General features: G+C 64.6%; 22 protein-coding genes. 16 read left to right on the forward strand and 6 right to left on the reverse strand.

Annotated features, from left to right (window positions below; translation table 11 throughout):
• Nucleotides 1-62: 62 nt before the first annotated feature.
• Nucleotides 63-1289 carry an EAL domain-containing protein gene (locus A6723_RS17870; protein ID WP_054909223.1) on the reverse strand — a complete coding sequence of 409 codons (1227 nt, stop codon included), beginning with the start codon at nt 1287-1289 and terminating at the stop codon, nt 63-65.
• Nucleotides 1290-1722: 433 nt separating this feature from the next.
• Here A6723_RS17870 and otsB point away from each other — a divergent pair, with 433 nt between their 5' ends.
• From otsB to otsA, 3 genes are read left to right on the forward strand one after another with little or no spacing between them, the layout of a single operon-like run.
• Entirely contained in the window at nt 1723-2535 is an 813-nt protein-coding gene (gene otsB / locus A6723_RS17875; protein WP_256233821.1) for a trehalose-phosphatase, read from the forward strand.
• Nucleotides 2532-4331 carry a glycoside hydrolase family 15 protein gene (locus tag A6723_RS17880; RefSeq protein ID WP_054909221.1) on the forward strand — a complete coding sequence of 600 codons (1800 nt, stop codon included), beginning with the start codon at nt 2532-2534 and terminating at the stop codon, nt 4329-4331. The genes otsB and A6723_RS17880 overlap by 4 nt, the downstream gene beginning before the upstream one ends.
• Nucleotides 4313-5722, forward strand: coding sequence for an alpha,alpha-trehalose-phosphate synthase (UDP-forming) (gene otsA / locus A6723_RS17885; RefSeq protein ID WP_054909220.1), 1410 nt, complete (start codon nt 4313-4315; stop codon nt 5720-5722). Before A6723_RS17880 ends, otsA begins: the two co-directional genes overlap by 19 nt.
• A 53-nt stretch (nt 5723-5775) precedes the next feature.
• On the opposite strand, the gene A6723_RS32155 is transcribed toward otsA, so the two are convergent.
• Nucleotides 5776-5943, reverse strand: a complete 168-nt coding sequence (locus tag A6723_RS32155; RefSeq protein ID WP_175405560.1) for a hypothetical protein — start codon at nt 5941-5943, stop codon at nt 5776-5778.
• A gap of 291 nt (nt 5944-6234) precedes the next feature.
• Between A6723_RS32155 and A6723_RS17890 the strand changes: the two genes are divergently transcribed.
• Nucleotides 6235-6444, forward strand: coding sequence for a cold-shock protein (locus A6723_RS17890; protein ID WP_017518411.1), 210 nt, complete (start codon nt 6235-6237; stop codon nt 6442-6444).
• A gap of 165 nt (nt 6445-6609) precedes the next feature.
• On the opposite strand, the gene A6723_RS17895 is transcribed toward A6723_RS17890, so the two are convergent.
• The 3 genes from A6723_RS17895 to A6723_RS17905 form a co-directional block, all read right to left on the reverse strand.
• Complete coding sequence (locus A6723_RS17895; RefSeq protein ID WP_054909219.1) at nt 6610-7887, reverse strand: MFS transporter; 1278 nt, start codon at nt 7885-7887, stop codon at nt 6610-6612.
• 117 nt (nt 7888-8004) lie between these two features.
• Entirely contained in the window at nt 8005-9159 is a 1155-nt protein-coding gene (locus A6723_RS17900) for an acyl-CoA dehydrogenase family protein (protein ID WP_054909218.1), read from the reverse strand.
• A 59-nt stretch (nt 9160-9218) separates the two neighbouring features.
• On the reverse strand, nt 9219-10085 hold the full coding sequence (locus A6723_RS17905) for an IclR family transcriptional regulator (RefSeq protein ID WP_064979828.1): 867 nt from the start codon (nt 10083-10085) through the stop codon (nt 9219-9221).
• Nucleotides 10086-10328: 243 nt separating this feature from the next.
• Here A6723_RS17905 and A6723_RS17910 point away from each other — a divergent pair, with 243 nt between their 5' ends.
• The 7 genes from A6723_RS17910 to fabV all read left to right on the forward strand — a co-directional run bounded on the left by A6723_RS17910 (nt 10329) and on the right by fabV (nt 18368).
• Nucleotides 10329-11105, forward strand: coding sequence for an enoyl-CoA hydratase (locus tag A6723_RS17910; protein WP_023102390.1), 777 nt, complete (start codon nt 10329-10331; stop codon nt 11103-11105).
• Nucleotides 11102-12643 (forward strand): 3-hydroxyacyl-CoA dehydrogenase, encoded by a 1542-nt coding sequence (locus tag A6723_RS17915; protein WP_054909216.1) that lies wholly within the window; start codon nt 11102-11104, stop codon nt 12641-12643. Before A6723_RS17910 ends, A6723_RS17915 begins: the two co-directional genes overlap by 4 nt.
• Nucleotides 12644-12675: 32 nt before the next feature.
• Nucleotides 12676-13878 (forward strand): 3-oxoadipyl-CoA thiolase, encoded by a 1203-nt coding sequence (locus tag A6723_RS17920; RefSeq protein ID WP_054909215.1) that lies wholly within the window; start codon nt 12676-12678, stop codon nt 13876-13878.
• 20 nt (nt 13879-13898) lie between these two features.
• Complete coding sequence (locus A6723_RS17925; protein WP_054909214.1) at nt 13899-15137, forward strand: CaiB/BaiF CoA-transferase family protein; 1239 nt, start codon at nt 13899-13901, stop codon at nt 15135-15137.
• A gap of 141 nt (nt 15138-15278) precedes the next feature.
• Nucleotides 15279-16028: an electron transfer flavoprotein subunit beta/FixA family protein gene (locus A6723_RS17930; protein WP_064979830.1), complete on the forward strand. Its 750-nt coding sequence runs from the start codon at nt 15279-15281 to the stop codon at nt 16026-16028.
• Entirely contained in the window at nt 16028-16957 is a 930-nt protein-coding gene (locus tag A6723_RS17935; protein WP_064979831.1) for an electron transfer flavoprotein subunit alpha/FixB family protein, read from the forward strand. The genes A6723_RS17930 and A6723_RS17935 overlap by 1 nt, the downstream gene beginning before the upstream one ends.
• Nucleotides 16958-17171: 214 nt before the next feature.
• On the forward strand, nt 17172-18368 hold the full coding sequence (gene fabV / locus A6723_RS17940; protein ID WP_054909729.1) for an enoyl-ACP reductase FabV: 1197 nt from the start codon (nt 17172-17174) through the stop codon (nt 18366-18368).
• A 55-nt stretch (nt 18369-18423) separates the two neighbouring features.
• Here fabV and A6723_RS17945 read toward each other — a convergent pair whose 3' ends face one another.
• Nucleotides 18424-19374, reverse strand: coding sequence for an alpha/beta fold hydrolase (locus A6723_RS17945; RefSeq protein WP_054909728.1), 951 nt, complete (start codon nt 19372-19374; stop codon nt 18424-18426).
• A 97-nt stretch (nt 19375-19471) separates the two neighbouring features.
• On the opposite strand from A6723_RS17945, the gene A6723_RS17950 reads away from it, so the two are divergent.
• The 5 genes from A6723_RS17950 (at nt 19472) to A6723_RS17970 (ending at nt 23816) form a co-directional block, all read left to right on the forward strand.
• Nucleotides 19472-20299 carry an ABC transporter substrate-binding protein gene (locus tag A6723_RS17950; RefSeq protein ID WP_054909727.1) on the forward strand — a complete coding sequence of 276 codons (828 nt, stop codon included), beginning with the start codon at nt 19472-19474 and terminating at the stop codon, nt 20297-20299.
• Nucleotides 20300-20327: 28 nt separating this feature from the next.
• Nucleotides 20328-20672, forward strand: coding sequence for a DUF4398 domain-containing protein (locus A6723_RS17955; protein ID WP_054909726.1), 345 nt, complete (start codon nt 20328-20330; stop codon nt 20670-20672).
• Nucleotides 20669-21481 carry an OmpA family protein gene (locus A6723_RS17960; RefSeq protein ID WP_054909725.1) on the forward strand — a complete coding sequence of 271 codons (813 nt, stop codon included), beginning with the start codon at nt 20669-20671 and terminating at the stop codon, nt 21479-21481. The genes A6723_RS17955 and A6723_RS17960 overlap by 4 nt, the downstream gene beginning before the upstream one ends.
• Nucleotides 21482-21634: 153 nt before the next feature.
• Complete coding sequence (locus A6723_RS17965) at nt 21635-22270, forward strand: response regulator transcription factor (RefSeq protein WP_054909724.1); 636 nt, start codon at nt 21635-21637, stop codon at nt 22268-22270.
• A 106-nt stretch (nt 22271-22376) separates the two neighbouring features.
• Nucleotides 22377-23816: a PLP-dependent aminotransferase family protein gene (locus A6723_RS17970; protein WP_024764499.1), complete on the forward strand. Its 1440-nt coding sequence runs from the start codon at nt 22377-22379 to the stop codon at nt 23814-23816.
• Nucleotides 23817-24054: the final 238 nt, after the last annotated feature.

A 24054-nucleotide genomic window follows, 5' to 3' on the forward strand; every position in this document is an offset into this window, starting at 1 on the left:
AGGACAATCCAGACGGCTGTTGCGGACAGGAAGTTCGCAACAGCCGTTTTCTTTTCTGTGCTTCACTGCGCCGGACGCATTGCCGGAACCGCTTCCAGCTTCTGTAGCCGCAGTGGTGCACCGCGCAGGAAGGTGCCGATCTGGCTGGCATCCATCGGCTTGCCGAACAGATAACCCTGCGCACAATCGCACTCCAGTTGCTGCAGCTGGCGAAGCTGCACGGCGTTCTCCACGCCCTCGGCGATGACCTTCAGCCCCAGCTCGCGGCCCAGCGCCAGGGCATTGCGCAATACGATCAGGCGGCGCGGGTCGCCTTTGTTCACGTCGGCCAACAGGTGGCGGTCGAGTTTCATCTCGGTGAAGGGCAGCTCCATCAGGCGCTGCAGGGTGGAGTGTCCGCAACCGAAATCATCGATGGCCAGGCCGCAACCCAGCAGGCGCAGACGCAGCACGTTCTCCAGGCTCAGCGGTGGGGCATGCAGCGGCGAGGATTCGGTCAGCTCGAAGGTGATTCGCTGGGGTTCGATGTCCAGCCCGCGTAGATTCCTCTCCACGGTGGCGGCGAAATCGATCTGGGCGATCTGCTCGGCTTCCAGGTTGAAGGACAGCTTCAGCTCGTTGCTGCCCTGGGCGCGCAGCGCTTCGACAGCCTGGGTCATCAACTCGAAGAGCATGCCGTCGAGCTTGCCGGCGCGGCGCAGGGCGGGCAGGAACTCTGCGGGTAGCAGCACCGTGCCTTCTTCCAGCTGCCAGCGAGCGAGCACTTCGAATCCATAGACCTGCGCCGTGGCGACGTTGACCTTGGGTTGCAGGTAGGCGCGCAGCTTACCGCGCGCCGGCAGGCCTGCCGGTTCGCCATCGTCCGCCGTGCTGCTCTCTGCCAGCGGCAGGCCGAGCTGGCCACTCGATGGCTGGAAGTCGCTGAGCAGCGCCCGCAGGCGCTCCAGAGTGGCGGCATCGTTACCCAGCCAGAAGACCTTCATGCCCTGCAATTGCAGGAGATACGAGAGGGCACTCCAGGTGCCCGGGGCCATCTCCCCGCTGACTACCACGCCGTGGGCCAGGCGCTCGCGGGCAACGGTCTGAAGGAATTCCAGGCGGGCAACCGGATCGATGCGCACATCGCAGATCAGCAAGTGGACGCCCCCCTGGCTGCGCAGCCGATCCAGTGCGAATGCGTTGCTGGAAACTTCCGACAGGAAGCTGTAGCCCAGATGATGCAGTGCGGTGACAGCGGTCGAGCGGTGCAGGCCGGAAGCCTGGAGTACCAGCGCGGAGAGCGGAGGCATGGGTTTTCTCACGGAAGATTGGCCCTGTGTATTCTCAGGAAGGCTGCCCTTGATGTGAGGCGGATGATTCCAGTTCTTCTGTCAGGGAAATCCCATCGGAACCGCTTCCGGTTTGTCAGCTTCTTCCGTATCCCTGGCGGAAGCGGTTGAGTGCCACTACCGACGCCACGATCGACCGGCGCTTCCCGGCAGCACCGCCGTCGAGGTGGCGAATGCCCAGCGTCCCCGATCACAGCGGCCACCGGCAGGGTCGGCGGCAGTTCGATGTGGCGCAGGTGTCGCCAGCGCTGGCTCGAGCCTTCCCGACAGGGCAGCCAGGGCAATCCGAGGTCGACCCTGGTGGCCTCCCATGTTAGGGTCCTTGTGCTCCCTTTCACGTCCGCACCGGCTACCCACGGCCGCGCGGCACGCCCTGAACAAGGAGAAATGGCTCATGTCACGTCCCGCATCGAGGGGACCTGTCGACACGGCCATGGTCCCGCAAAGCGAGGCCTCAGCCACTGCGCTGCTGAACCTCTGGCTCAGCCGACCTCAGCAGACCGCAGTGTTCCTGGATGTCGACGGAACCCTTCTGGACATCGCCGAATCACCCGGCGCGGTCGTCGTACCGCCCGGGCTGCTCGATGCACTCACGCACCTGCATCGCCGACTCGATGGTGCCCTGGCCCTGATCAGCGGCCGCCCGGTCGAAGAACTCGACCGGCTCTTCCACCCCCTGCGTCTCGCCGCCAGCGGCGGTCATGGCGCCCACTGGCGCGAGAGCGGCGACAGCCCGTTGCGTCGTACCACCAGGGACCTGCCCGCCAGCGTGCGAGTGCAGTTGAACGCCCTGGCGAACCGGCATGTCGGAATCCATGTCGAGGACAAGGGCAGCAGCCTTGCACTGCACTACCGCTCCGTACCCTCGCTGGCCACCGATCTGCGCGTCGAGTTGCAGTCGTTGTTGCGCTCTCCGGCAGGTACCGGGTTGCGGCTGCTCAATGGCAAGCAGGTTTACGAAGTCGTCAACGAAGGCGTCGACAAGGCCCGCGCCGTCCAGCGGCTGCTGGAAATGCCGGGCTTCGCCGGGCGCCTGCCGCTGTACATCGGCGACGACGTCACCGACGAGCCCGCCATCGCGCTGATGCCGACGCTGGGCGGCCTCGGGCTGTCCGTCGGGCGCGCGTTGCCCGGCGCCAGCGCCGTCTTCAGCGATGCGCAGCAAGTCCGTCATGCACTGATGCAAGCAGGAGGAAACCACCGATGACGAACCGGCACGAAGGTGCTCTGGAACTGGGCCTGATCGGCAACTGCCGGGTGGCCGCCCTGGTCAATCCGCAGGCGCGACTGGTCTGGTGGTGCTACCCGAATTTCGACAGTGACCCGACCTTCTCCCGGCTGCTGGCCGGGGACGACGAAAAAGGTTTCGCCGATGTGGTGCTGGAGAACCAGATCAGCAGGACGTCCGATTACCAGCGCAACACGGCGATCATCACCACCGTGCTGCGCGATGACAGCGGTGGCGCGGTGCGCATCACCGACTTCGCCCCACGCTTCCTGCAGCACGGCCACGTCTATCGCCCGGCGCAGCTGTGCCGGCTGGTCGAACCCATCGAAGGCGTGCCGAAAATCACCCTGCGGGTGCGTCCGACCCACGGCTACGGCAAGCCCAGCCAGGGCGTCACGGGCTCCAGCCATATCCGCTACCTGGAGGGCGAAGAGCCGCTGCGCCTGACCACTGACGCGCCGCTGGCCTACATCCAGCACGAAACACCGTTCGCCCTGCGCCACCCCGTGAGCCTGGTGATCGGCCTCGACGAACCGCTGGACAATGCTCCGGGCGAAGTCGTCCGCGATTACCTCAAGCGCACCCAGAACCACTGGCACGACTGGGTGCGTGGCCTGGCGATCTGCTTCGAGTGGCAGGCGGTGGTGATCCGCTCGGCGATCACCCTGAAACTGTGCAACTTCGAGGACACCGGCGCGATCATCGCGGCCGCCACCACCTCCATACCGGAGGCGCCGGATTCCCAGCGCAACTGGGACTACCGCTACTGCTGGCTGCGCGACGCCTACTTCGTGATCCTCGCCCTCAACCGCCTGGGCGCGACGCGGACCATGGAGGGCTACATCGACTTCATCACCACCGTGGCCAGCGGCGACGCCGAGCTCAAGCCGCTGTACGGGATCATTCCCAACCAGGACACCAGCGAACGCGTCGAGCCGGACCTCGCCGGTTTTCTCAATCACGCGCCGGTGCGCGTCGGCAACCAGGCGGTGGAGCAGAACCAGCACGACGTGTTCGGCTCGGTTGCCCTGGCGGTCCTGCAGAGCTTCGTCGACGAGCGCCTGCCTAACCCGAGCAGCGAGGGCATGCTGCACCTGCTGGAAAACCTCGCCGCCAAGGCCGTGCACGCCGCTTTCGAGCCGGATGCCGGCATCTGGGAGTACCGCGGCCGCCAGCGTGTCCATACGCATTCCGCGCTGCTCTGCTGGGTCGCCTGCGACCGCGTCGGGCGCATCGCCAGGCGCCTGGGGCGCAGCGAGGAAGCCGCTGGCTGGATGGACAAGGCGGCCAACCTGCGCGAACAGATCCTCGCCAAGGCCTGGAGTGAGAAGAAGCAGTGCTTCACTGGCGCCTTCGGCCACGACGACCTCGACGCCAGCGTGCTGCTGATGAACGAGTTGGGGATCATCGAAGCTGACGATCCGCGCTTTATCGCGACCGTCGAATGCATCGGCCGCGAGCTCAACGTCAACGGCCAGATGCTGCGCTACGCCGCGGCGGACGATTTCGGCGTGCCGGAAACCGCCTTCCTGGTGGTGAAGTTCTGGTACCTCGACGCGCTGGCCGCCATCGGCCGTACCGAGGAGGCGCGCCAGCTGTTCGAGCAGCTCATCGCCGCGCGCAATAGCTACGGGCTGCTCTCCGAGGACCTGCACCCACATACCGGCGAGCTGTGGGGGAACATTCCACAGACCTATTCCATGGCGGGGCTGATCAACTCGGCCATGCGTCTTTCCATTGGCTGGGAGGAAGGCCTATGCCGCGCCTCGTGGTGATATCCAACCGGGTCGCGATTCCCGATGAGAACGGCCCGGCGCCGGGCGGGCTGGCCGTGGCGGTGGAAGCCGCCATGCGCAACCGCGAGGGCATCTGGTTCGGCTGGAGCGGCGAGAAGGCCGAGGAGCCGGGCCCGCTGACCGTGGTCCAGCGCGACAACCTGCAGTACATCCTCACCGACCTGCACCCGCAGGATTTCGACGAGTACTACAACGGCTTCGCCAACCGCGTGCTCTGGCCGATCCTGCATTACCGGGTGGATCTTGCCGAGTTCAACGAGGCCGAGTTCGGCGGTTATCAGCGCGTCAACGAATTCTTCGCCGAACGCCTGAGCCCGCTACTGGAGGAGGACGACGTCCTCTGGGTCCACGACTACCACCTGATCCCCCTGGCCTCGGCCCTGAGGCAGCGCGGGCACGGCAACCGCATCGGCTTCTTCCTGCACATCCCGATGCCGCCGGCCGACCTCATCACCGCGTTGCCGCACCACGACGAACTGATCCGCGCGCTCACCGAATACAACCTGATCGGTTTCCAGACCGAGAACGACGCCAGCAACTTCGCCCGTTACCTCACGCGTGTGGTTGGTGCGGCGACCCCCGATGGCCGGCGCTATCACCTGGAGGACCAGCATTTTCGCGTGGGCGTGTTCCCGGTGGGCGTGGATGCCGCCGGTTTCCGCCGTCTCGCCGAGGAAGCATCACAGAGCCAGGCCGCCGAAGACCTGCGCGAGAGCCTGGGCGGCCGTGCGCTGATGGTGGGGGTGGATCGGCTCGACTATTCCAAGGGCATCGTCAACCGGCTGGATGGCTACGAGCGCTTCCTCGAACTCAATCCGGACTGGCACAACCGCGTCACCTGCTTGCAGATTTCACCGGGCAGCCGCCAGGACATCCCCGAGTACGCCGACATCGACGCCGCCGTCAGCGCGCGGGTAGGGCATATCAACGGGCGATTCGGCGCGGTGTCCTGGGTGCCGCTGCGCTATGTGGCGCGCAACCACCAGCGAGCAGACATCGCCATGGTCATGCGCCACGCGCGGATCGGCCTGGTGACGCCGCTGCGCGATGGAATGAACCTGGTTGCCAAGGAATTCGTCGCCGCCCAGGACCCGGACGATCCCGGCGTGCTGATTCTTTCCCAGTTCGCCGGCGCGGCCGCCGAACTGGGTGGCGCGCTGATCATCAATCCCCATGATCGTGGCGCCCTGGCCGATGCCATGGCGCAGGCGCTGCGCATGCCGCTGAAGGAGCGCCAGGCGCGCCACCGCGACATGTACGCGGTGCTGGAAGCCAACGACATCCGCTTCTGGGGGCCCAGCTTCATCGATGCGCTGACCCGGCCGGGGAGGGCGCTGAACTGGTTGTCCAATCACTACCTGAGTCACTGACGCAAACAACAAGCCCCGCTTCGGCGGGGCTTTCTTCGAGCGGGCAGGTGCGCTCAGGCGGTTGGTTTCTTGCTGTCGGACTTCGCCCACTGCGATTTTTTCTCGACCTTCACCGCCAGTTGGCCAACGGGGATTTCCTGGATTTCACCGCCCTGGGAGAGGAAGGCAGCAATCTTTTCATCAAGCTCCGAACGTTCGCGAATCAGCTGTGAATCAGTCATGAAGTCACCTATGCGTTGGGGCGCCAAACCGGCACCGGCAGACTACACCTGTTTTGTTCAAAGCGCCGGGATAGCTCGACCATTTGTCAAAATCACCACTGGTCGTGAAAAAAAGCTATGAATATGCGCCAAACCTTGTATTCTGCATGGGCTGCCTGCCCAGTAACGAGTTCCGCGACTTGATGTTCTTCTACAAGATGCTCCATCTCCTCGGCACCTCTTCACTACGCATTCAGCTCATCGCCGGTCGGCTTTCGGCCGGCCTTTAGCATATTTTTAGGAGACAACATCATGTCCGATCGTCAAAACGGCATCGTCAAGTGGTTCAACGCTGAGAAGGGCTTCGGCTTCATCACCCCGGAAAGCGGCCCGGACGTATTCGTTCACTTCCGTCAGATCGAAGGCAACGGCTACAAGTCCCTCGACGAAGGCCAGAAGGTCAGCTTCGTTGTGACTGCCGGCCAGAAAGGCCCGCAAGCTGAACAAGTTCGCGCTGTCTAATCGACATCGCTGACGAAGAAAGCCCCGCTTAGGCGGGGCTTTTTTTTGCCTGTTCGATTTGCTCCGCGCCATTCGACAGCGCAATAAAAAACGCCCGGTGCAGTGCATCGGGCGTTTTTGTTTTGAAGGGGGTGAGCCAGCCGAAGCCGGCTCACTGGCTCCCGATCACTCCTGTTGCGGGTCGAACTGCTTGTCGCGGATCAGCAGGGCGGGGATCACCCCGCAGATGAAGTACGCGGCACCCATCACCAGGAAGCCCACGCCGATGGACATCTGCGTGGCGAGGAAACCGATCACCGCCGGCGCAATAGCCGCGCCGATGCGACCGATGTTGTAGGCACCGCCCACGGCTGTGCCACGGAACGCCGCAGCGAAGCTCTCGGTCATGTAGGTCGCGTTCACGCCATACGGAATGCCGTAGAGGAAGCCGAACACCACCAGCATCCACAGAATGTTCTCGGGGCTGTGGAACAGCACGATCACCGGCAGGAACACCGCGGTGCCCAGGGCGCCGAAGGAGAACACGGTGCGGCGGCCGAACCAGTCGGCGGCGACGCCGGCCAGTACCTTGCCGAGGATCATCGCGGCATAGGTGCCGACCAGGTAGGCGGTCATGGCCTTGAAGTTCATGCCCATCTCGGTTTCCAGGTACGACGGCATCCAGTTGTTCACGCCGTAGTAGCCGAACTGCAGGAAGCCGGCGGTCAGCGCCCAGAACAGGAACATGCGGCTGGCCTTCGGGTCGGCGAAAATCTGGCGGAAGGCGTTCTGCCGTGGAGCGGCAACCGTTCCGGCAGGAGCGTTGGCCTTGCGCTGCTGGCGTTCGGCCTGCGCCTGGATCCAGGCGGCGGGCTCGGGAATCAGCTTGCGCATGGCGATGGCCAGTACCACCGGGATGATGGCGATATAGAACAGGTAGCGCCAACCGTGGTCCGGCAGGATCCAGCCGGCCAGCAGGGTGGCGACGATGTAGCCGACCGACCAGCCTGCCTGCAGGGTGCCCAGCACAGTGGTGCGGTATTTGGTGGGCACGTACTCGGCCATGAGCGTATTGCAGGCCACGTAAAGGGCGCCGAGGCCGAGCGACGCGACGAAGCGTGCCGCGGCGAACTGCCAGTAGTTGTGGGTCAGACCAAGAACAGCGGTGCCGACGGAGAACAGCACGATGGTCCAGACCACCGTCTTGACCCGGCCGAAGCGATCGCACGCCCAGCCGCCGTAGATCCCACCGAAGGCCATGCCGGCCAGGGTGACGCTGCCCAGGCTGCCGGCCTGGAGGTTGCTCAGGCCGAACTCGGCCTTGAGGCTGGTGAGGCTGTAGGAGAGCAGCATCAGGTCTGCGCCATCGATCAGCAGGCCGATGAAGCAGAAGGCGAAGACGAGGACCCAGGTCTTGTCCTGGGTAGCGGCGGTTGCCGCCGGAGCGGAAGCAGTGTTTTCCATGAACGAATTACCTGTTGTAGTTGTTGGCGGACCGGCGTGCCGGTCCTCGGTAAGCGTGTGGCAGGTGCTTTTGGGTTGGCAGGCGCGGGGTGCGTGGCCCCGCGCCGCCTGAGGGGGTCAGGCCTGGGCTTCGCGGATCATGTTGCGGGCGATGATCACCTGCTGGATCTGCGTGGTGCCCTCGTAGAGCCGGAACAGGCGGACGTCGCGGTAGAAACGCTCGATGGCGTACTCGCTGACGTAGCCGGCGCCGCCGTGGATCTGCACGCAGCGATCGGCAACGCGGCCGCACATCTCGGTGGCGAACATCTTGGCGCAGGAGGCCTCGGTGCTGACGTTGCGGCCCTCGTCGCGCTTGCGCGCAGCGTCCAGCACCATGCAGCGGGCGGCGTAGATCTCGGCCTTGCTGTCGGCGAGCATCGCCTGGATCAGCTGGAACTCGGCAATCGGCTGGCCGAACTGCTTGCGCTCCAGGGCGTACTGCAACGCATCGGCGAGCATGCGTTCGGCGGCGCCGACGCTCAGCGCGGCGATGTGCAAGCGGCCCTTGTCGAGCACCTTCATGGCGGTCTTGAAGCCGACGCCCTCGACGCCGCCGATGAGCTGGCTGGCCGGGATGCGCACGTTGTCGAAGATCACGTCGCTGGTGTGCGCGCCTTTCTGGCCCATCTTGTGGTCCGGCTTGCCGAGGGAAATGCCTGGCGTGCCGCGTTCGACGATGAATGCGCTGATGCCGCCGGAACCCTTGATCGCCGGGTTGGTGCGGGCCATCACGGTATAGATGCCGGCGTGCGGGGCGTTGGTGATGAAGCGCTTGGTGCCGTTGAGCACGTAGAAGTCGCCATCGCGCACGGCGGTGGTCTTCAGCGAGGCGGCGTCGGAGCCCGAGTCCGGCTCGGTCAGGCAGAAGGCGCTGAGCAGTTCGCCGCTGGCGAGCTTGGGCAGATAATCGGCTTTCTGTTCCGGCGTGCCGTCGATCAGGATGCCGATGGAGCCGATGCCGTTGTTGGTGCCGATGTAGGAGCGGAAGGCGGGGGAGGTGCGGCCGAGTTCGAAGGTGATGTTCACCTCTTCTTCCATGGTCACGCCCAGGCCGCCGAACTCTTCGGGGATGGTCAGGCCGAACAGGCCCATCTCGCGCATCTGCTGGATGATGTCCTGCGGGATCGCGTCGGTTTCGGCAACCTCGTTTTCCCGCGGGATCAGCACTTCGCCGACGAACTGGTGGATGGAGTCCAGAAGTATCTGCAGCGTTTCTGGGTCTCGGATCATGTGCACTCCTCACAAGGCCCGCGAGCGGGCCAGTCTGGCGAGGCACCGTCACCCGAGATTCAGCGAGCGGCGGCACCTATGTTGTTGACCATGTTGATCAGGCGGGGCCCGATGTCGTCCTCGAGCTTCTCGCGGGTCAGCTGGAAGCTCGGTCCGCCGCAGTTGAAGGCCAGCAGGCCGTACTGCGGGTGTACCAAGGGCACGGCGACGGAGTTGACGTCGCGGTGCCATTCACCGATCGACAGGCAGTAGCCGTAGTCGGTGTAGTCCCTGAAGGCGCGGTCCAGACCCTTGCGGATGGCCGGCCAGTTGTCCGGTTCGCGTTCGCGAACGTGGTCGAGCAGGAATTCCCGTTCGTTTTCCGGCATCGCCGCGAGGCACGCGCGGCCTACCGAACTCACCGCCAGCGGCAGGTAACTGCCGATCTGCCGGCGCATCGTCATGTTTCCCTGTCCCTGGACCACATCCAGGTAGACCATCTGCAGGCGGTCGCGGGCGGCCATGGCCACCGCCGCCTGGGCGTGGTTGGCCAGTTCCTCCATCAGCGGATGGGCCACCGCGCGGATCGACAGGTTCGACAGCATCGCGTAGCCGAAACCCAGCACGCCGACATCCAGCTGGTACTTGCCCGAATGCACCTCGCGCTTGAGGCAACCCAGGCGCATCAGGGTGTTGGTCAGGCGCGTCACCGTCGGCTTGGGCAGGTCGGTCTTGCGGGCCAGGTCCTGGTTGCTCAGCACGTTTTCCCGTGGCGTGAAGCAACGCAGGATCTCCAGGCCGCGAGCCAGCGCCGTGACGAACTGGCCGCTGTTTTCCTCTTCGCTCAGTGCCGTGGCCGGGTCGTACAGGCCGCGTTCCAGCAGGCCGATTTCACCTTCGTTTTTCGTCGGCGCAGCCGAGTCCATCTCCGTCTTGTTGCGGCGCATGGTAGAACCCCTATTCACGGAAAATCAATAAAATAAAATTCAGTTTCGTCAGACGAAATTGTAATGGGTCTGAACTGGTTAGTACAGGCGTGCCGCTAAAAATATATCTGGCTCAGGTTTTAAAGGGCTTTCAAGGCTATTTGGCTCATCACCGTTTACAGCGGCGATCCAGGATCACTATGATTAAATCGAAATACGGAATGTAGTTTCGTCAGGCGAAACAAAAGTGAGGTCACAGCTTTCATGAGTACCAGCGTGGTTCATCTCGATATCCAGGCTAACGGTGTGGCGGTTGTCCGCATCGACCGCCCGGAAGCCAAAAACGCCCTCAATGCTGCGGTGCGCCAGCAACTGGCCGAGCACTTCCGCGCCCTGAGCGATAACCCTGAGGTTCGCGCGGTGGTGCTGACCGGCGGAGAGGAATGCTTCGTCGCCGGCGCTGACATCCGTGAATTCGCCCAGGCCAGCCCCATCGAGATGTACCGTCGCCACACCGAACTGCTGTGGGAAGCGATTTCCCGTTGCCCCAAGCCGGTGATCGCTGCGGTGAACGGTTTTGCCCTGGGCGGCGGCTGCGAGCTGGCAATGCACTGCGACATCATCGTCGCCGGCGAGTCGGCACGCTTTGGTCAGCCGGAAGTGAAACTCGGCCTGATGCCCGGCGCCGGTGGCACCCAGCGGCTGATCCGCGCCGTGGGCAAGTTCCAGGCAATGCGCATCGCCCTGACCGGCTGCCTGGTCAAGGCGCCCGAAGCCCTGGCCATCGGCATGCTCAGTGAAGTGGTGGAAGACTCGCGCACGCTGCCCCGCGCGCTGGAGCTGGCCGCTGAGATCGCCGCGCTGCCGCCGCTGGCCGTGGCGCAGATCAAGGAAGTGATGCTTGCTGGTGCCGACTTGCCGCTGGACAGCGCATTGACGCTCGAGCGCAAGGCCTTCCAGTTGCTGTTCGACTCGAAAGACCAGAAAGAGGGCGCGGCCGCCTTCCTCGAAAAACGCAAAGCCAGTTTCCTGGGGGAATGAGCATGAGCCTTTCTTTCGGTATTGAGCGCATGGCCATCGTCGGTACGGGTGTCATGGGCAGCGGTATCGCCCAGATCGCCGCCCAGGCCGGCATCCAGGTGAAACTCTTCGATGCCCGTGACGGTGCGGCCCAAACCGCGCGTGAAAACCTCGGTCGCACCCTCGCCAAGCTGGCGGAGAAGGGCAAGATCACTCCTGCCGAGGCCGACGCCACCCTGGCTCGTTTGCTGGTTGCCGGTTCCCTGGGCGAGCTGGCCGATTCTGATCTGGTGGTCGAGGCGATCATCGAACGTCTCGATGCCAAGCAGGCGCTGCTGGCCGATCTGGAGGCCGTGGTCAGCCCCGACTGTATCCTCGCCACCAACACCTCGTCGCTGTCGGTCACCAGCATCGCCCGTGGCTGCCAGCATCCGGAGCGGGTGGCGGGCTTCCACTTCTTCAACCCGGTGCCGCTGATGAAGGTGGTCGAGGTAATCGACGGCCTGGCCAGCGACCCGCTGGTCGGCGACAGGTTGGTGGCGCTGGCCGCACGCATGGGCCATCGCGGCATCCGCGCCAAGGACACCCCCGGCTTCATCATCAACCACGCCGGCCGTGCCTACAGCACCGAAGCCTTGCAGATGCTCAAGGAAGCCATCGCCGAACCGGCCGATATCGACCGCATCCTGCGCGATGGCCTGGGCTTCCGCATGGGGCCGCTGGAGCTGTTCGACCTCACCGCGCTGGACGTTTCCCACCCGGTGATCGAGTCCATCTACAACCAGTTCTACCAGGAACCGCGTTATCGCCCGGCGGCGCTGACCCGGCAGATGCTCGAGGCCGGCTTCGTCGGTCGCAAGGTCGGCCGCGGCTTCTATCGCTACGCAGACGGCAAGATGATCGACCCGCCGGCGCCGCAACCAGTACCGAGCGTGGCTGCGCTGCCGCCGGTGTGGATCGGTGCGGAGAACGACCAGGACCGCGAGTTGCTCGGCGAACTGCTGAAGAAACTCGGTGCGACCCTGGAGCAGGGCGCCCAATCCAGCAGCGAGGCGCTGTGCCTGCTCGCACCTTATGGCGTGGACGCAACCACGGCCTGCCAGAACTTCGGCACCGACCCGGCGCGGACCCTGTGCATCGACCTGCTGCTGGACTTGCAGCGCCACCGCTGCCTGATGCAGAACCCGGCGACTGCCCCGGCGATGCGCGACGCAGCCCATGCGCTGCTGGCGGCTGACGGCGTAGGCGTCACCGTGATTAATGACAGCGTCGGTTTCGTTGCCCAACGGGTACTGGCGCTGATCGTCAACCTGGCCGGCGACATCGTGCAGCAGCGCATCGCCAGCGTCGACGACCTCGACGAAGGCGTGCGTCGTGGTCTGGGTTACCCGCAAGGTCCGCTGGCCTGGGGCGACAGCGTCGGCCCGGGGCGCCTGTTGACCATTCTCGAACGCATGACCGACCTGACCGGCGATGCCCGCTACCGCCCCGGCCCGTGGCTGCGCCGCCGCGCTGCGCTGGGACTGTCGCTGCGCCACGCCGAGCCTGCGCTGGGCTGAAGCCCGGCGCCTACCGATTCAAGGAGATACCGATGCTCAATGCTTATATCTACGCCGGCCTGCGCACGCCCTTCGGTCGCCATGGCGGCGCCCTGGCGCCGGTGCGCCCGGACGATCTGATCGCTCAGGTGATCCGCGAGCTGCTGGCCAGCACCAAGGTGCCGGGCGAAGCCATCGAGGACGTGATCCTCGGCAACACCAACCAGGCCGGTGAAGACAGCCGCAACATCGCCCGCCATGCCGCACTGCTCGCCGGCCTGCCGGTGACCGTGCCGGGCCAGACGGTGAACCGCCTGTGCGCCAGTGGTCTGGCGGCGGTAATCGATGCAGCGCGCGCCGTGACCTGTGGTGAAGGCGAGCTGTTCGTCGCTGGCGGCGTGGAAAGCATGTCCCGCGCGCCCTTCGTCATGGCCAAGGCCGAGGCGGCGTACAGCCGTGACCTGACAGTATTCGACAGCACCATCGGTGCGCGCTTTCCCAACCCGAAGATCGTTGCCGGGTTCGGCAACGACAGCATGCCGGAGACTGGCGATAACGTAGCCCGCGAATTCGGCATCAGCCGCGAGCAGGCCGACCGCTTTGCTGCCCGTTCCCAGGCCAACTTTGAAGCCGCCCGCCAGGCCGGTTTCTTCGTCGGGGAAATCCTCCCGGTCAACGTGCCGACCGGGCGCAAGACGCCGCCGAATGTGGTCGAGCAGGACGAGCATCCGCGTCCGTCTTCCGATGAAGCCGCATTGGCGCGCCTCAAGCCGCTGTCCGAAGGCGGGGTGGTCACAGCGGGCAACGCTTCCGGCGTCAACGACGGCGCTGCCGCATTGCTGGTCGGCTCGGCAGCGGCGGGCGAACGCCACGACCTCAAGCCGCTGGCGCGGATTCTTTCGGCGGCGGCAGTCGGCGTCGAGCCGCGCATCATGGGTGTCGGCCCGGTCGAGGCGATCAACAAGGCGCTGGCCCGCGCCAACCTGACCCTGGCCGACATGGACATCATCGAGATCAACGAGGCTTTCGCTTCCCAGGTGCTCGGTTGCCTGCATGGTCTGGGTGTCGATTTCGACGATGCGCGGGTCAACCCCAATGGCGGCGCCATCGCCGTCGGCCACCCGCTGGGCGCTTCCGGCGCGCGGCTGGCGCTGAGCGTGGCGCGACAACTGCAGCGCAGCGGTCAACGCTATGCGGTGATCAGCCTGTGCATCGGCGTGGGCCAGGGGCTCGCCATGGTTATCGAGCGCGCCTGAGCGCCAGAGAGGAGTTGAAGATGGGTGCTTTGAGCGGATACCGCGTACTCGACCTCAGCCGCGTGCTGGCCGGGCCCTGGTGCGGCCAGGTGCTGGCCGACCTGGGCGCGGAAGTGATCAAGATCGAACGGCCCGGCGTGGGTGACGACACCCGCGGCTGGGGCCCGCCCTACATGAAAGCCGCCGATGGCTCGGACAGCTCCGAGGCGGCGTACTACCAGTCCACTAACCGCAACAAGCTGTCGGTGGCGCTGAACCTGGCCACCGAAGAAGGGCAGGCGCTGGTGCGCGCCCTGGCCTGCGAGTGCGACGTGCTGATCGAGAACTACAAGGCCGGTTCGCTGGCCAAGTACGGGCTGGACTACGAGAGCCTGTCGAACGTGAATCCGCGCCTGGTCTACTGCTCCATCACCGGTTTCGGCCAGACCGGCCCGCGCGCCGAGGAGCCCGGCTACGACTTCATCATCCAGGGCATGGGCGGCTTGATGAGCATCACCGGCGAGAAGGACGGTGTGCCCGGCGCCGGCCCGCAGAAAGTCGGTGTCGCCGTGTCGGACGTGATGACCGGCCTCTACTCGGTGGTCGCCATCCAGGCCGCGCTGCTGGCGCGGGAGAAGACCGGCCGCGGCCAGCACTGCGACATGGCGCTGCTCGACGTGCAGGTCGCCATGCTCGGCAACCAGAGCCAGAACTACCTCGCCACCGGGCGCTCGCCGGGCCGCCAGGGCAATGCCCACGTCAACATCGTGCCGTACCAGGTGTTCAGCGCGAAGGACATGGACTTCATCATCGCCTGCGGCAACGACAGCCAGTTCGTTTCGCTGTGCGATGCCATCGGCCTGCCGGAATTGCCCAAGGACCCGCGCTTCACCCGCAACGCCGACCGCGTGCGCAACCGCGACATCATCGTCGGCAAGCTGGCCGAGCACTTCCAGGGCGACACCGCCGACAACTGGGTGAAGCGCATCCATGCGATGAAGGTGCCGGTCGGTGTGATCAACGATATCGGTCGCGCGCTGGATGAGCCGCAGGTGATCGCCCGCGACATGCTGGTGGAGATTCCCCACGCGCAGAACCCGGCGTTCCGCATGGTCGGCAGCCCGCTGAAATTGTCCGAGACGCCGGTGGAATACCAGCGCCCGGCGCCCATGCTCGGCGAGCACACCGACGAGGTGCTCAAGCGCCGTCTGGGAATCGATGACGCACGCCTGGCGCAGTTGAAGGCCGAGGGTGTGATCGAGCAGCTCGGTGAGGCCTGACGCCCTGGCCTGAATCCGTTCGCGAGCAAGCTCGCTCCTACGAAGAGCAAATCGGTGCACACCTGTAGGAGCGAGCTTGCTCGCGAACCCAAACCAACCGCAGCGCCGCCGGATGACGGCGCCAGCCAAGGAATATCCCTGATGAAAGTACTGGTCGCGGTAAAACGCGTGGTCGATTACAACGTCAAGGTCCGCGTCAAGGCGGACAACTCCGGCGTYGATCTCGCCAACGTCAAGATGTCSATGAACCCCTTCTGCGAAATCGCCGTGGAAGAGGCYGTGCGCCTCAAAGAGAAAGGCGTCGCCAGCGAGATCGTGGTGGTCTCGGTCGGCCCGAGTGGCGCGCAGGAGCAATTGCGCACCGCTTTGGCGCTGGGAGCCGACCGCGCGGTGCTGGTCGAGAGCAACGAAGAACTGAATTCCCTGGCTGTCGCCAAGGCCCTGAAAGCCATCGTGGATAAAGAGCAGCCGCAGCTGGTCATCCTCGGCAAGCAGGCCATCGACAGCGACAACAACCAGACCGGCCAGATGCTGGCYGCGCTGACCGGCTACGCGCAAGGCACCTTCGCCTCCAAGGTCGAAGTCGCTGGCGACAAGGTCAACGTCACCCGTGAAATCGACGGCGGCCTGCAGACCGTTGCCCTGAACCTGCCGGCAATCGTCACCACCGACCTGCGCCTGAACGAGCCGCGCTACGCGTCGCTGCCSAACATCATGAAAGCGAAGAAGAAGCCGCTGGACGTGGTGACCCCGGACGCCCTGGGCGTTTCCACCGCTTCCACCGTGAAGACCGTGAAAGTCGAAGCTCCGGCTGCCCGTAGCGCTGGCATCAAGGTCAAGTCCGTTGCTGAACTGGTCGAGAAACTGAAGAACGAGGCGAAAGTAATCTGATGGCTATCCTGGTAATCGCTGAGCACAACAACGGCGCACTGGGCGCTGCCACTCTGAACACTGTCGCTGCGGCGCAGAAGATTGGTGGCGACATCGCCGTCCTGGTTGCTGGCCAGAACGTCGGTGGCGTGGCTGAAGCCGCTGCCAAGATCGCTGGTGTTGCCAAGGTGCTGGTCGCCGACAACGCTGCCTACGCTCACCAACTGCCGGAGAACGTTGCTCCGCTGATCGCTGAGCTGGGCAAGGGCTACAGCCACGTGCTGGCCGCCGCCACCACCAACGGCAAGAACTTCCTGCCGCGCGTTGCCGCCCTGCTGGACGTCGACCAGATCTCCGAGATCATCGAAGTYGTCAGCGCCGAYACCTTCAAGCGCCCGATCTATGCCGGTAACGCCATCGCTACCGTGCAGTCCTCGGCTGCCGTGAAAGTGATCACCGTGCGTGGCACCGGCTTCGACGCCGTTGCTGCCGAAGGTGGCTCCGCCGCTGTTGAAGCTGTTTCCGGCCCGGCCGATGCCGGCAAGTCCGCCTTTGTCGGCGAAGAGCTGGCCAAGTCCGACCGTCCGGAACTGACCGCTGCCAAGATCGTCGTATCCGGCGGCCGCGGCATGGGCAATGGCGACAACTTCAGCATCCTTTACTCCCTGGCCGACAAGCTGGGCGCTGCCGTCGGTGCRTCCCGCGCCGCGGTCGACGCCGGCTTCGTGCCGAACGACATGCAGGTCGGCCAGACCGGCAAGATCGTTGCTCCGCAGCTGTACGTGGCCGTTGGTATCTCCGGCGCCATCCAGCACCTGGCGGGCATGAAGGATTCGAAAGTGATCGTTGCGATCAACAAGGACGAAGAGGCGCCGATCTTCCAGGTCGCCGACTACGGCCTGGTCGCCGACCTGTTCGAAGCCGTACCGGAGCTGGAAAAGGCCGTCTAAGCCTTTTTCGCTCAGTGAAGGAACCCGCCCCCGTGGCGGGTTCTTTCATTTCAGGTCCCTGATTTTCCTCGGGAAATGGTCGTTTCGCTGCACTGATGACCCATTGGTCACGAATCTTTGCGCAGAAGTCCACGGGCGAAGGTGTCTCATCTACAATGCGCGACGTCTCCAGTTCCTGAATGTGTTCAATCGACACCTGGCTACCGAGGTTTTCATGATCATCAAACCGCGCGTGCGTGGCTTCATCTGCGTCACTACCCACCCGACCGGCTGTGAAGCCAACGTCAAGGAACAGATCGAGTACGTCGAGGCGCACGGCCCCATCGCCAACGGTCCGAAGAAGGTCCTGGTCATCGGTTCCTCCACCGGCTACGGCCTGGCCGCGCGCATCAGCGCCGCCTTTGGCGCCGGCGCCGACACCCTGGGCGTGTTCTTCGAGCGCCCCGGCAGCGAGACCAAGGCGGGCACCGCCGGCTGGTACAACTCGGCTGCCTTCGAGAAGTTCGCCAAGGCCAAGGGCCTGTATGCGCGCAGCATCAACGGCGACGCCTTCTCCGATGAAGTGAAGAAAGTCACCATCGAGACCATCAAGCAGGACCTGGGCAAGGTCGACCTGGTGGTCTACAGCCTGGCCGCGCCGCGCCGCACCCATCCGAAGACCGGCGAGGTCTTCAACTCCGTGCTCAAGCCGGTCGGCAAGAGCGTCAACTTCCGTGGTCTGGACACCGACAAGGAAGTGATCAAGGAAAGTGTGATGGAGCCGGCCACCGAGGCCGAGATCGCCAACACCGTGGCGGTGATGGGTGGTGAAGACTGGCAGATGTGGATCGACGCCCTGCAGGAAGCCGGTGTGCTGGCCGACGGCGCCAAGACCACTGCCTTCACCTACCTGGGCGAAGAGATTACCCACGATCTGTACTGGAACGGCTCCATCGGTGCCGCCAAGAAGGATCTGGACCAGAAAGTCCTGGGCATTCGCGAGAAGCTGGCCGTCACCGGCGGCGACGCCCGTGTTTCCGTGCTGAAAGCCGTGGTCACCCAGGCCAGCTCGGCCATCCCGATGATGCCGCTGTACCTGTCGCTGCTGTTCAAGGTGATGAAGGAGAAGGGCACCCACGAAGGCTGCATCGAGCAGGTCGACGGCCTGTTCCGCGAGAGCCTGTACGGCGCCGAGCCGCACCTGGACGCCGACGGCCGCCTGCGCGCCGACTACAAGGAGCTGCAGCCGGACGTGCAGGACACCGTGAAGGATCTGTGGAACAAGGTGACCAACGAGAACCTGTACCAGCTGACCGACTTCACCGGCTACAAGTCCGAGTTCCTGCGTCTCTTCGGCTTCGAGATCGCCGGCGTGGACTACGAGCAGGACGTCAATCCGGACGTGCAGATTCCGAATCTGATCCAGCTCTGAGTTCGCTCCAGCAGAAACGGCGCCCGAGGGCGCCGTTTTTGTTTGTCGCCGGCAATCAGTTCGTCGCGGTGACCGGCCCGTGGTTCTGTTTGAGGAAATCCAGGTAAAGGCGAGCGGTTTCCTCCGGGCGCTCGATCATCGGCACGTGGCCACAATCGCGCAGGATGGCAACGCTGGGCTTCTTCAGCAGCGGTTTCATTACGTCGATGCTGGAAACGTCCAGTACGCGGTCGCGATCGCCCCACAGCAGCAGGGTCGGCGCGGTGATCTTCGGCAGCTCCGGCTCCAGTGGGATATAGCGTTCGCGCAACTGCTGGAAGACCATGCCGTTGAACGCGCTGCGCTCCAGCGAGCGTTCTGCCAGGTAGTCCCGCAGGCGCGACGGCAGCGGTGGCTTCTGCACGAAGACGAAGTCGAGCAGGGCGGGGAAATCTTCCACCCTGCGCAGCACCAGCGGATTGTCGCCGCCCTTGAGCAGGCGCTCGAACAGTTCGCTCTGGTGCGGCGCCATGACTCCGGCGTTGTCGAACAGGCCAACCGACAGTACCTCCTGCGGATGTCGCGCGGCCAGCAGCGCGGCGATGTGCCCGCCCATGGAGTTTCCAACCACGTGGAAACGGCCGATGCCCTGCTCGCGCATGAAGTCGGCCAGGCGCTCGGCCTGGGTGCCGACGTCGTAGCTGATGTTCGCAGGCTTGCTGCTGTCGCCGAAGCCTGGCAGGTCGACGGCGATGACGTGGTAATCCTGGGTGAGGAAACGGGCGAAACGCGGCCAGTTGCTCTTGTCGGCGCCGAAGCCGTGGATCAGCAGAATGGTCTGGGCCTTCTCCGGGCCGCCCTCGTAATAGGCGATGTCCAGGTTGTCGACCTGCAGGCTGTTGGTCGACAGCCGGGCGCGAGCACTCTCGACGTACTGCGCGGTGGCCAGCAGGGTGGAGGGGAAGGCGTAGAGCACGCCAGCGGCGACGGCTATCGCCAGGAGCAGGGCCAGAAGGGCTTTCTTCATGAGAAGTCCTTATTACCAAATCGGGTCGGTGTGCTTTACGCTAGCATTTTGCGGCTCTAAGCAGGGCCGTTCTTTCTTCTGGCGAGCGAGACTACCGATGCCCGATTGCTCCACGATGATCCGTGCGCTGCTGTTGCTGGTGACTTTCTCCATGCCCCTGGCCGGTTTCGCGGCCGGCAAGTGCGAGCGCCTGGTGGCTACGGGTAACCCGGAGTACCCGCCCTATCTGTGGCGCGACCCGGCACAACCGGAGCGCCTGATCGGCGCCAACGCCGACCTTCTGGAGCAGATCGGCAAGGCGGTCGGGGTGAATATCCGGGTGATCTATACCGGTTCCTGGGCTCGCGCACAGGAGGAGGCGCGGCTGGGGCGCGTCGACCTGATCGCTGGCGCGTTCCTCACGCCGGAACGGCTGGAGACGATGGACTATATCCATCCGGCATTTCTTACCACCGATAACGTGGTCTGGATGCGCAAGGATGCCGTGGTGACCTACAACGGCCGCGACGACCTGAAGGGCCTGAAGGGCGGCACCCTGGTGAACAACAGCTTCGGCCCGGATTTCGACACTTTCGCCAAGGAGCAACTGACGCTGGAGGAAGTGCCCAGCCTGACCCAGGCGTTCCAGAAGCTGCTGCTCAAGCGCTCGGATTATGTGATCTACGAGCACTATCCCGGCCTTGCGGTCGCCGATACCCTCGGCATGGCCGATGACCTGCAGCCGCTGGAACCGCCGATCTCCAGCGAAGGTCTGTACCTGACTGTCGCGCACAACTCGGCTTGCAACGACCCGTGGCTGCGCGGACAACTGGCGAAAAAAATGACAGAATTGACGGCCGCCGGAGTCCCGCAGCGCCTGCTGCAGGACAATCTGGCCCGCTGGAAGGCCCAGCAACTGCAGCCTGCCAGCACTCCCACCGAGTAGGACAATAGATTTCGTGATCAATCGACGGATGATGGTCGCCGGCCTGGCTTTGTTTGCAGTGGCCGGCTGTGCGACGAACGACCCGGCACCCAACGAGCAGATGCGCCTGACCGAACAGGCGCTGGAACAGGCCAAGGCCGTGGGTGCGACCGATGACGTGGCCGAACTCAAGCTCGCCGAGGACAAGTACCAGGCCGCCAAGGGCGCGCTGGCGGTCGGCTCGAACAAGAAGGCCCGGCAACTGGCCGAACAGGCTGAACTCGATGCCCGCCTGTCGGAGGCCAAGGAGCTGACGCGCAAGAGCGCCGAGCAACTGGCCGAGCAGGGCAAGAGCATCAACCGCCTGCGCAAACAGTTGGGAGAAGTGCAATGACTTCCCTGCAACTGTTGCGTCTGGCTGCACTGTCGAGTGCCGTCCTGCTGGCCGGCTGTGCCAACAGCCAGCTCAGCGAAAAGTCCCTGGAGCAGGCCCGCCTGCAGTTCCAGGGGGTGAAGGAAGACTCCGCCGTGCTGCGCAGCGCACCCAAGGACGTGATCCGTGCCGGCGAGTCGCTGGCCCGTGCCGAGCGCCTGTCCAACTACTGGGGCAGCAGCGATGACGTGCTGCAGTACTCCTACCTCAGCCAGCGCTACAGCGAGATCGCCCGCGAGCACAGCAACCTCGCGCTGAACCAGGAACGCCTGGCCAAGCAGCAGATGGAACGCGAACGCCTGCAGCTGGCGATGCGCGAAGCACGCCTGCTCAACGTGCAGGAGCAGAGCAAGTGGCTGGAGCAGCAGATGGTCAGCCTGGCGACGAACGAGACCGAGCGCGGCCTGGTGCTGACCCTCGGTGACGTGCTGTTCGACAGCGGCGAAGCCGACCTGAAACCTGCGGCCAACCGCACTGTGCTCAAGCTGGTGCAGTTCCTCCAGCTCAATCCGCGGCGGATCATCCGCATCGAGGGCTATACCGACGCCGAGGGCGACCGCGAGCAGAATCTGCAGCTGTCGAAGGACCGTGCGCAGGCCGTGGCGGATGCGCTGACCGACCTGGGCGTGGACCAGAAGCGCGTCCAGGTACAAGGCTATGGCGAGGCCTATCCGATCTCGGACAACGCCTCGTCGCTGGGGCGCGCGCAGAACCGCCGGGTGGAGATCGTCTTCTCCGACGAGAAGGGCCAGCTCGGCGCCGAACGCTGATCCGACTCGCAATATCCCGTCACAGGAAAACCCCGGAAGCCTCGGCTCCGGGGTTTTTCATCAGGGGCATCTCGAAATCTTTCGAGTGGCAGCTTGGCGAAAATGGCCAGGTGCGACTAATCCCCTCTGGGGAGCTGTAAACGAGAGAATGTGATGTCATCGGAAAAGAAGCTTTTCAATGTAATCGTGGCGGACCCGCAGCCAATGATCGGTTGGGGCCTGGAGCGCTATCTGCTGGAGCGCGAACTGGGGCAGGTGAAAGCCTTCGTCAGCGACACCGACAGCCTGCTGGATGTCCTCAACGCACATCCGGAGGTCGACCTCGCCATCGTCGAGCTGGCGCTGCCCGGCGCCCGTGGGCGTGACGGCGTGCATCTGATCGAATGGCTGCAGCGCCACCACCCGCAGGTGCCTGTACTGGTCTATTCGGTCATGGGGGCGCCGCTGTTGGCGACTGCGGCGGTCAAGTGCGGCGCCGTGGGCTATGTCTGCAAGCGCAACCCGCTGAGCCTGCTGGACGACGCCCTCGCGCGTATCCGCAAGGGCGAGACCTACATCGACCCGATGCTCCGCCCGCCCCGACATACCGGCAAGCCGCTGAGCCCGACGGAAGTCGACATCATCCGCCGGCTGGCCCATGGCGCCACGGTGGGCGAGATCGCCGAACGGACCAATCGCAGTGTCTCCACCATCAGTACCCACAAGCGCAACGCCATGCAGAAGCTCGGCCTGACCACCGATGCGCAACTGGTGGTGGCAGGGTTGCTGGACTGGCTCGGGGAGATCTGAGCGCAGAGGGCAGCGCAACTGTATCGGACGGAATGCTGACGACTGTTCTGGAACAGTTTTCACTTTTTGGCTACTGTTTCGGTTCAATGACCGAGGGATGGCCGTCATGTCCAATCTGCTGCTCTACCAGCGCATCGCCCAGCAACTGGCGGAAGACATCCGTCGTGGTGTCTACCAGCCAGGCGAGCGCGTGCCGTCCGTGCGCAAGTTGAGCACCCAGCTCAACGTCAGCCACGCCACGGTGCTCCAGGCCTATGCCACCCTCGAAGATCAGGGGCTGATCCGCGCGCGCCCGCAATCCGGCTTCTACGTGCACCGCACGCCGGCGCTGACTGCCTCGACGCCGGACATCGCTCGTGTCGAGCGGCCGGGGTTGGTCACCCGCAGCAGCATCATCAACCAGGTGCTCGCCGAGGCGCGCCGTGAAGGCGTGTTCCCGCTGGGCGCCGCCGTGCCGCATGTGGATTACCTCCCGGTCCGTGCGCTGCACCAGCAACTGGCCAAGGTCACCCGCTTCTCCAGCCCGCGTGCCTTCAGCTACATGTTCAGCCCCGGCTACGAGCCGCTGCGTCGCCAGGTGGCGATCCGCATGCGTGACGCCGGCGTGGTGGTCGACCCGACCCAGGTGACCATCACCCATGGTTGCGTGGACGCCATCCACATGGCCTTGCGCGTGATGACCCGGCCCGGCGACCTGATCGCCACCGAGTCGCCGAGCTACTACGGCTTGCTCCAGCTGGCCGATATCCTCGGCCTGAAGGTCATCGAGATCCCCAGCGACCCGCTGACCGGCATCAGCCTGGAAGCCCTGCAACTGGCTGCCAACCAGTGGCCGATCAAGGCACTGGTGCTGACCGCGCGCCTGAGCAACCCGCTGGGCGGCACCATCCCCGAGGATCGCCAGAAGGCACTGCTCAAGCTCACCGCTGAGCACAACATCGGGGTGATCGAGGACGATATCTACGGCGAGCTGATGTTCGACCAGGGCCAGACCAAGGCACTCAAGGCCCACGACCGTGACGGTCGCGTGGTGTACTGCTCGAGCTTCTCCAAGACCATTTCCCCGGGAGTGCGCATCGGCTGGATCATCGCCGAGCGCTACCAGGAGGAAATCCGCCGCCTGCAGACCTTCACCACGCATTCGGCGTGCACCGTCACCCAGATGGGTGTGGCGGCCTACCTGGAGAATGGCGGCTACGACCGGCACTTGCGCTACATCCGCCAGGAGTACCGCAAGAACATGACGGCCTACCAGCTGGCGGTGCAGCAGTACTTCCCTGAAGGCACGCAGATGACCCGGCCCAAGGGCGGCTTTATCCTCTGGGTCAGCCTGCCGGCCAAGGTCAACACCAAGGAGCTGCACGTGCGCGCGCTGGAACAGGGCATCAGCATCGCGCCGGGGCTGATCTTCAGTAACACCGAGCAGTTCAATAACTGCCTGCGCCTGACCTGCGGCATCCCGTGGGACCGTGAGGCGGAGCGGGCGATCATGACCCTCGGCATGCTGGCCTGCCAGCTGTGCCAGGAGGAACTGATCGCGGCGTGATCGTACCGTCGCAGGAGCGGGCTCCGTCCGCGATAGCTCCGCACCGCGCCGGAGGACATTGCGGGCGGAGTTCGCTCCTACGAAAACACCTGTTTGTTCCTGTTTCCGCCTAACCCATTTCTTCAGACGGTCTCGTCAAAGCAAGTTGAATCCCTCGACGAGACCGCTGCCGTGCCGATCGCTACGCTGCCGGATGACCACTGCGTTACACCCGTGCCTGCGCCATCGGCGATACCCG

The organism is Pseudomonas sp. AU11447, assembly GCF_001672555.2.
Taxonomy (GTDB): domain Bacteria; phylum Pseudomonadota; class Gammaproteobacteria; order Pseudomonadales; family Pseudomonadaceae; genus Pseudomonas; species Pseudomonas nitroreducens.

Excerpts from the sequence above, each read along its gene's own strand:
- A6723_RS17890 (WP_017518411.1), top strand. The coding sequence starts at position 6,235 with ATGTCCGATCGTCAAAACGGCATCGTCAAGTGGTTCAACGCTGAGAAG.
- A6723_RS17955 (WP_054909726.1), top strand. The coding sequence starts at position 20,328 with ATGATGGTCGCCGGCCTGGCTTTGTTTGCAGTGGCCGGCTGTGCGACG.
- A6723_RS17970 (WP_024764499.1), top strand. The coding sequence starts at position 22,377 with ATGTCCAATCTGCTGCTCTACCAGCGCATCGCCCAGCAACTGGCGGAA.
- otsA (WP_054909220.1), top strand. The coding sequence starts at position 4,313 with ATGCCGCGCCTCGTGGTGATATCCAACCGGGTCGCGATTCCCGATGAG.
- A6723_RS17945 (WP_054909728.1), bottom strand. The coding sequence starts at position 19,374 with ATGAAGAAAGCCCTTCTGGCCCTGCTCCTGGCGATAGCCGTCGCCGCT.
- otsB (WP_256233821.1), top strand. The coding sequence starts at position 1,723 with ATGTCACGTCCCGCATCGAGGGGACCTGTCGACACGGCCATGGTCCCG.
- A6723_RS17915 (WP_054909216.1), top strand. The coding sequence starts at position 11,102 with ATGAGCATGAGCCTTTCTTTCGGTATTGAGCGCATGGCCATCGTCGGT.
- A6723_RS17910 (WP_023102390.1), top strand. The coding sequence starts at position 10,329 with ATGAGTACCAGCGTGGTTCATCTCGATATCCAGGCTAACGGTGTGGCG.
- A6723_RS17965 (WP_054909724.1), top strand. The coding sequence starts at position 21,635 with ATGTCATCGGAAAAGAAGCTTTTCAATGTAATCGTGGCGGACCCGCAG.
- A6723_RS17905 (WP_064979828.1), bottom strand. The coding sequence starts at position 10,085 with ATGCGCCGCAACAAGACGGAGATGGACTCGGCTGCGCCGACGAAAAAC.
- A6723_RS32155 (WP_175405560.1), bottom strand. The coding sequence starts at position 5,943 with ATGACTGATTCACAGCTGATTCGCGAACGTTCGGAGCTTGATGAAAAG.
- A6723_RS17880 (WP_054909221.1), top strand. The coding sequence starts at position 2,532 with ATGACGAACCGGCACGAAGGTGCTCTGGAACTGGGCCTGATCGGCAAC.
- A6723_RS17920 (WP_054909215.1), top strand. The coding sequence starts at position 12,676 with ATGCTCAATGCTTATATCTACGCCGGCCTGCGCACGCCCTTCGGTCGC.
- A6723_RS17895 (WP_054909219.1), bottom strand. The coding sequence starts at position 7,887 with ATGGAAAACACTGCTTCCGCTCCGGCGGCAACCGCCGCTACCCAGGAC.
- A6723_RS17900 (WP_054909218.1), bottom strand. The coding sequence starts at position 9,159 with ATGATCCGAGACCCAGAAACGCTGCAGATACTTCTGGACTCCATCCAC.
- A6723_RS17950 (WP_054909727.1), top strand. The coding sequence starts at position 19,472 with ATGCCCGATTGCTCCACGATGATCCGTGCGCTGCTGTTGCTGGTGACT.
- A6723_RS17925 (WP_054909214.1), top strand. The coding sequence starts at position 13,899 with ATGGGTGCTTTGAGCGGATACCGCGTACTCGACCTCAGCCGCGTGCTG.
- A6723_RS17960 (WP_054909725.1), top strand. The coding sequence starts at position 20,669 with ATGACTTCCCTGCAACTGTTGCGTCTGGCTGCACTGTCGAGTGCCGTC.
- fabV (WP_054909729.1), top strand. The coding sequence starts at position 17,172 with ATGATCATCAAACCGCGCGTGCGTGGCTTCATCTGCGTCACTACCCAC.
- A6723_RS17870 (WP_054909223.1), bottom strand. The coding sequence starts at position 1,289 with ATGCCTCCGCTCTCCGCGCTGGTACTCCAGGCTTCCGGCCTGCACCGC.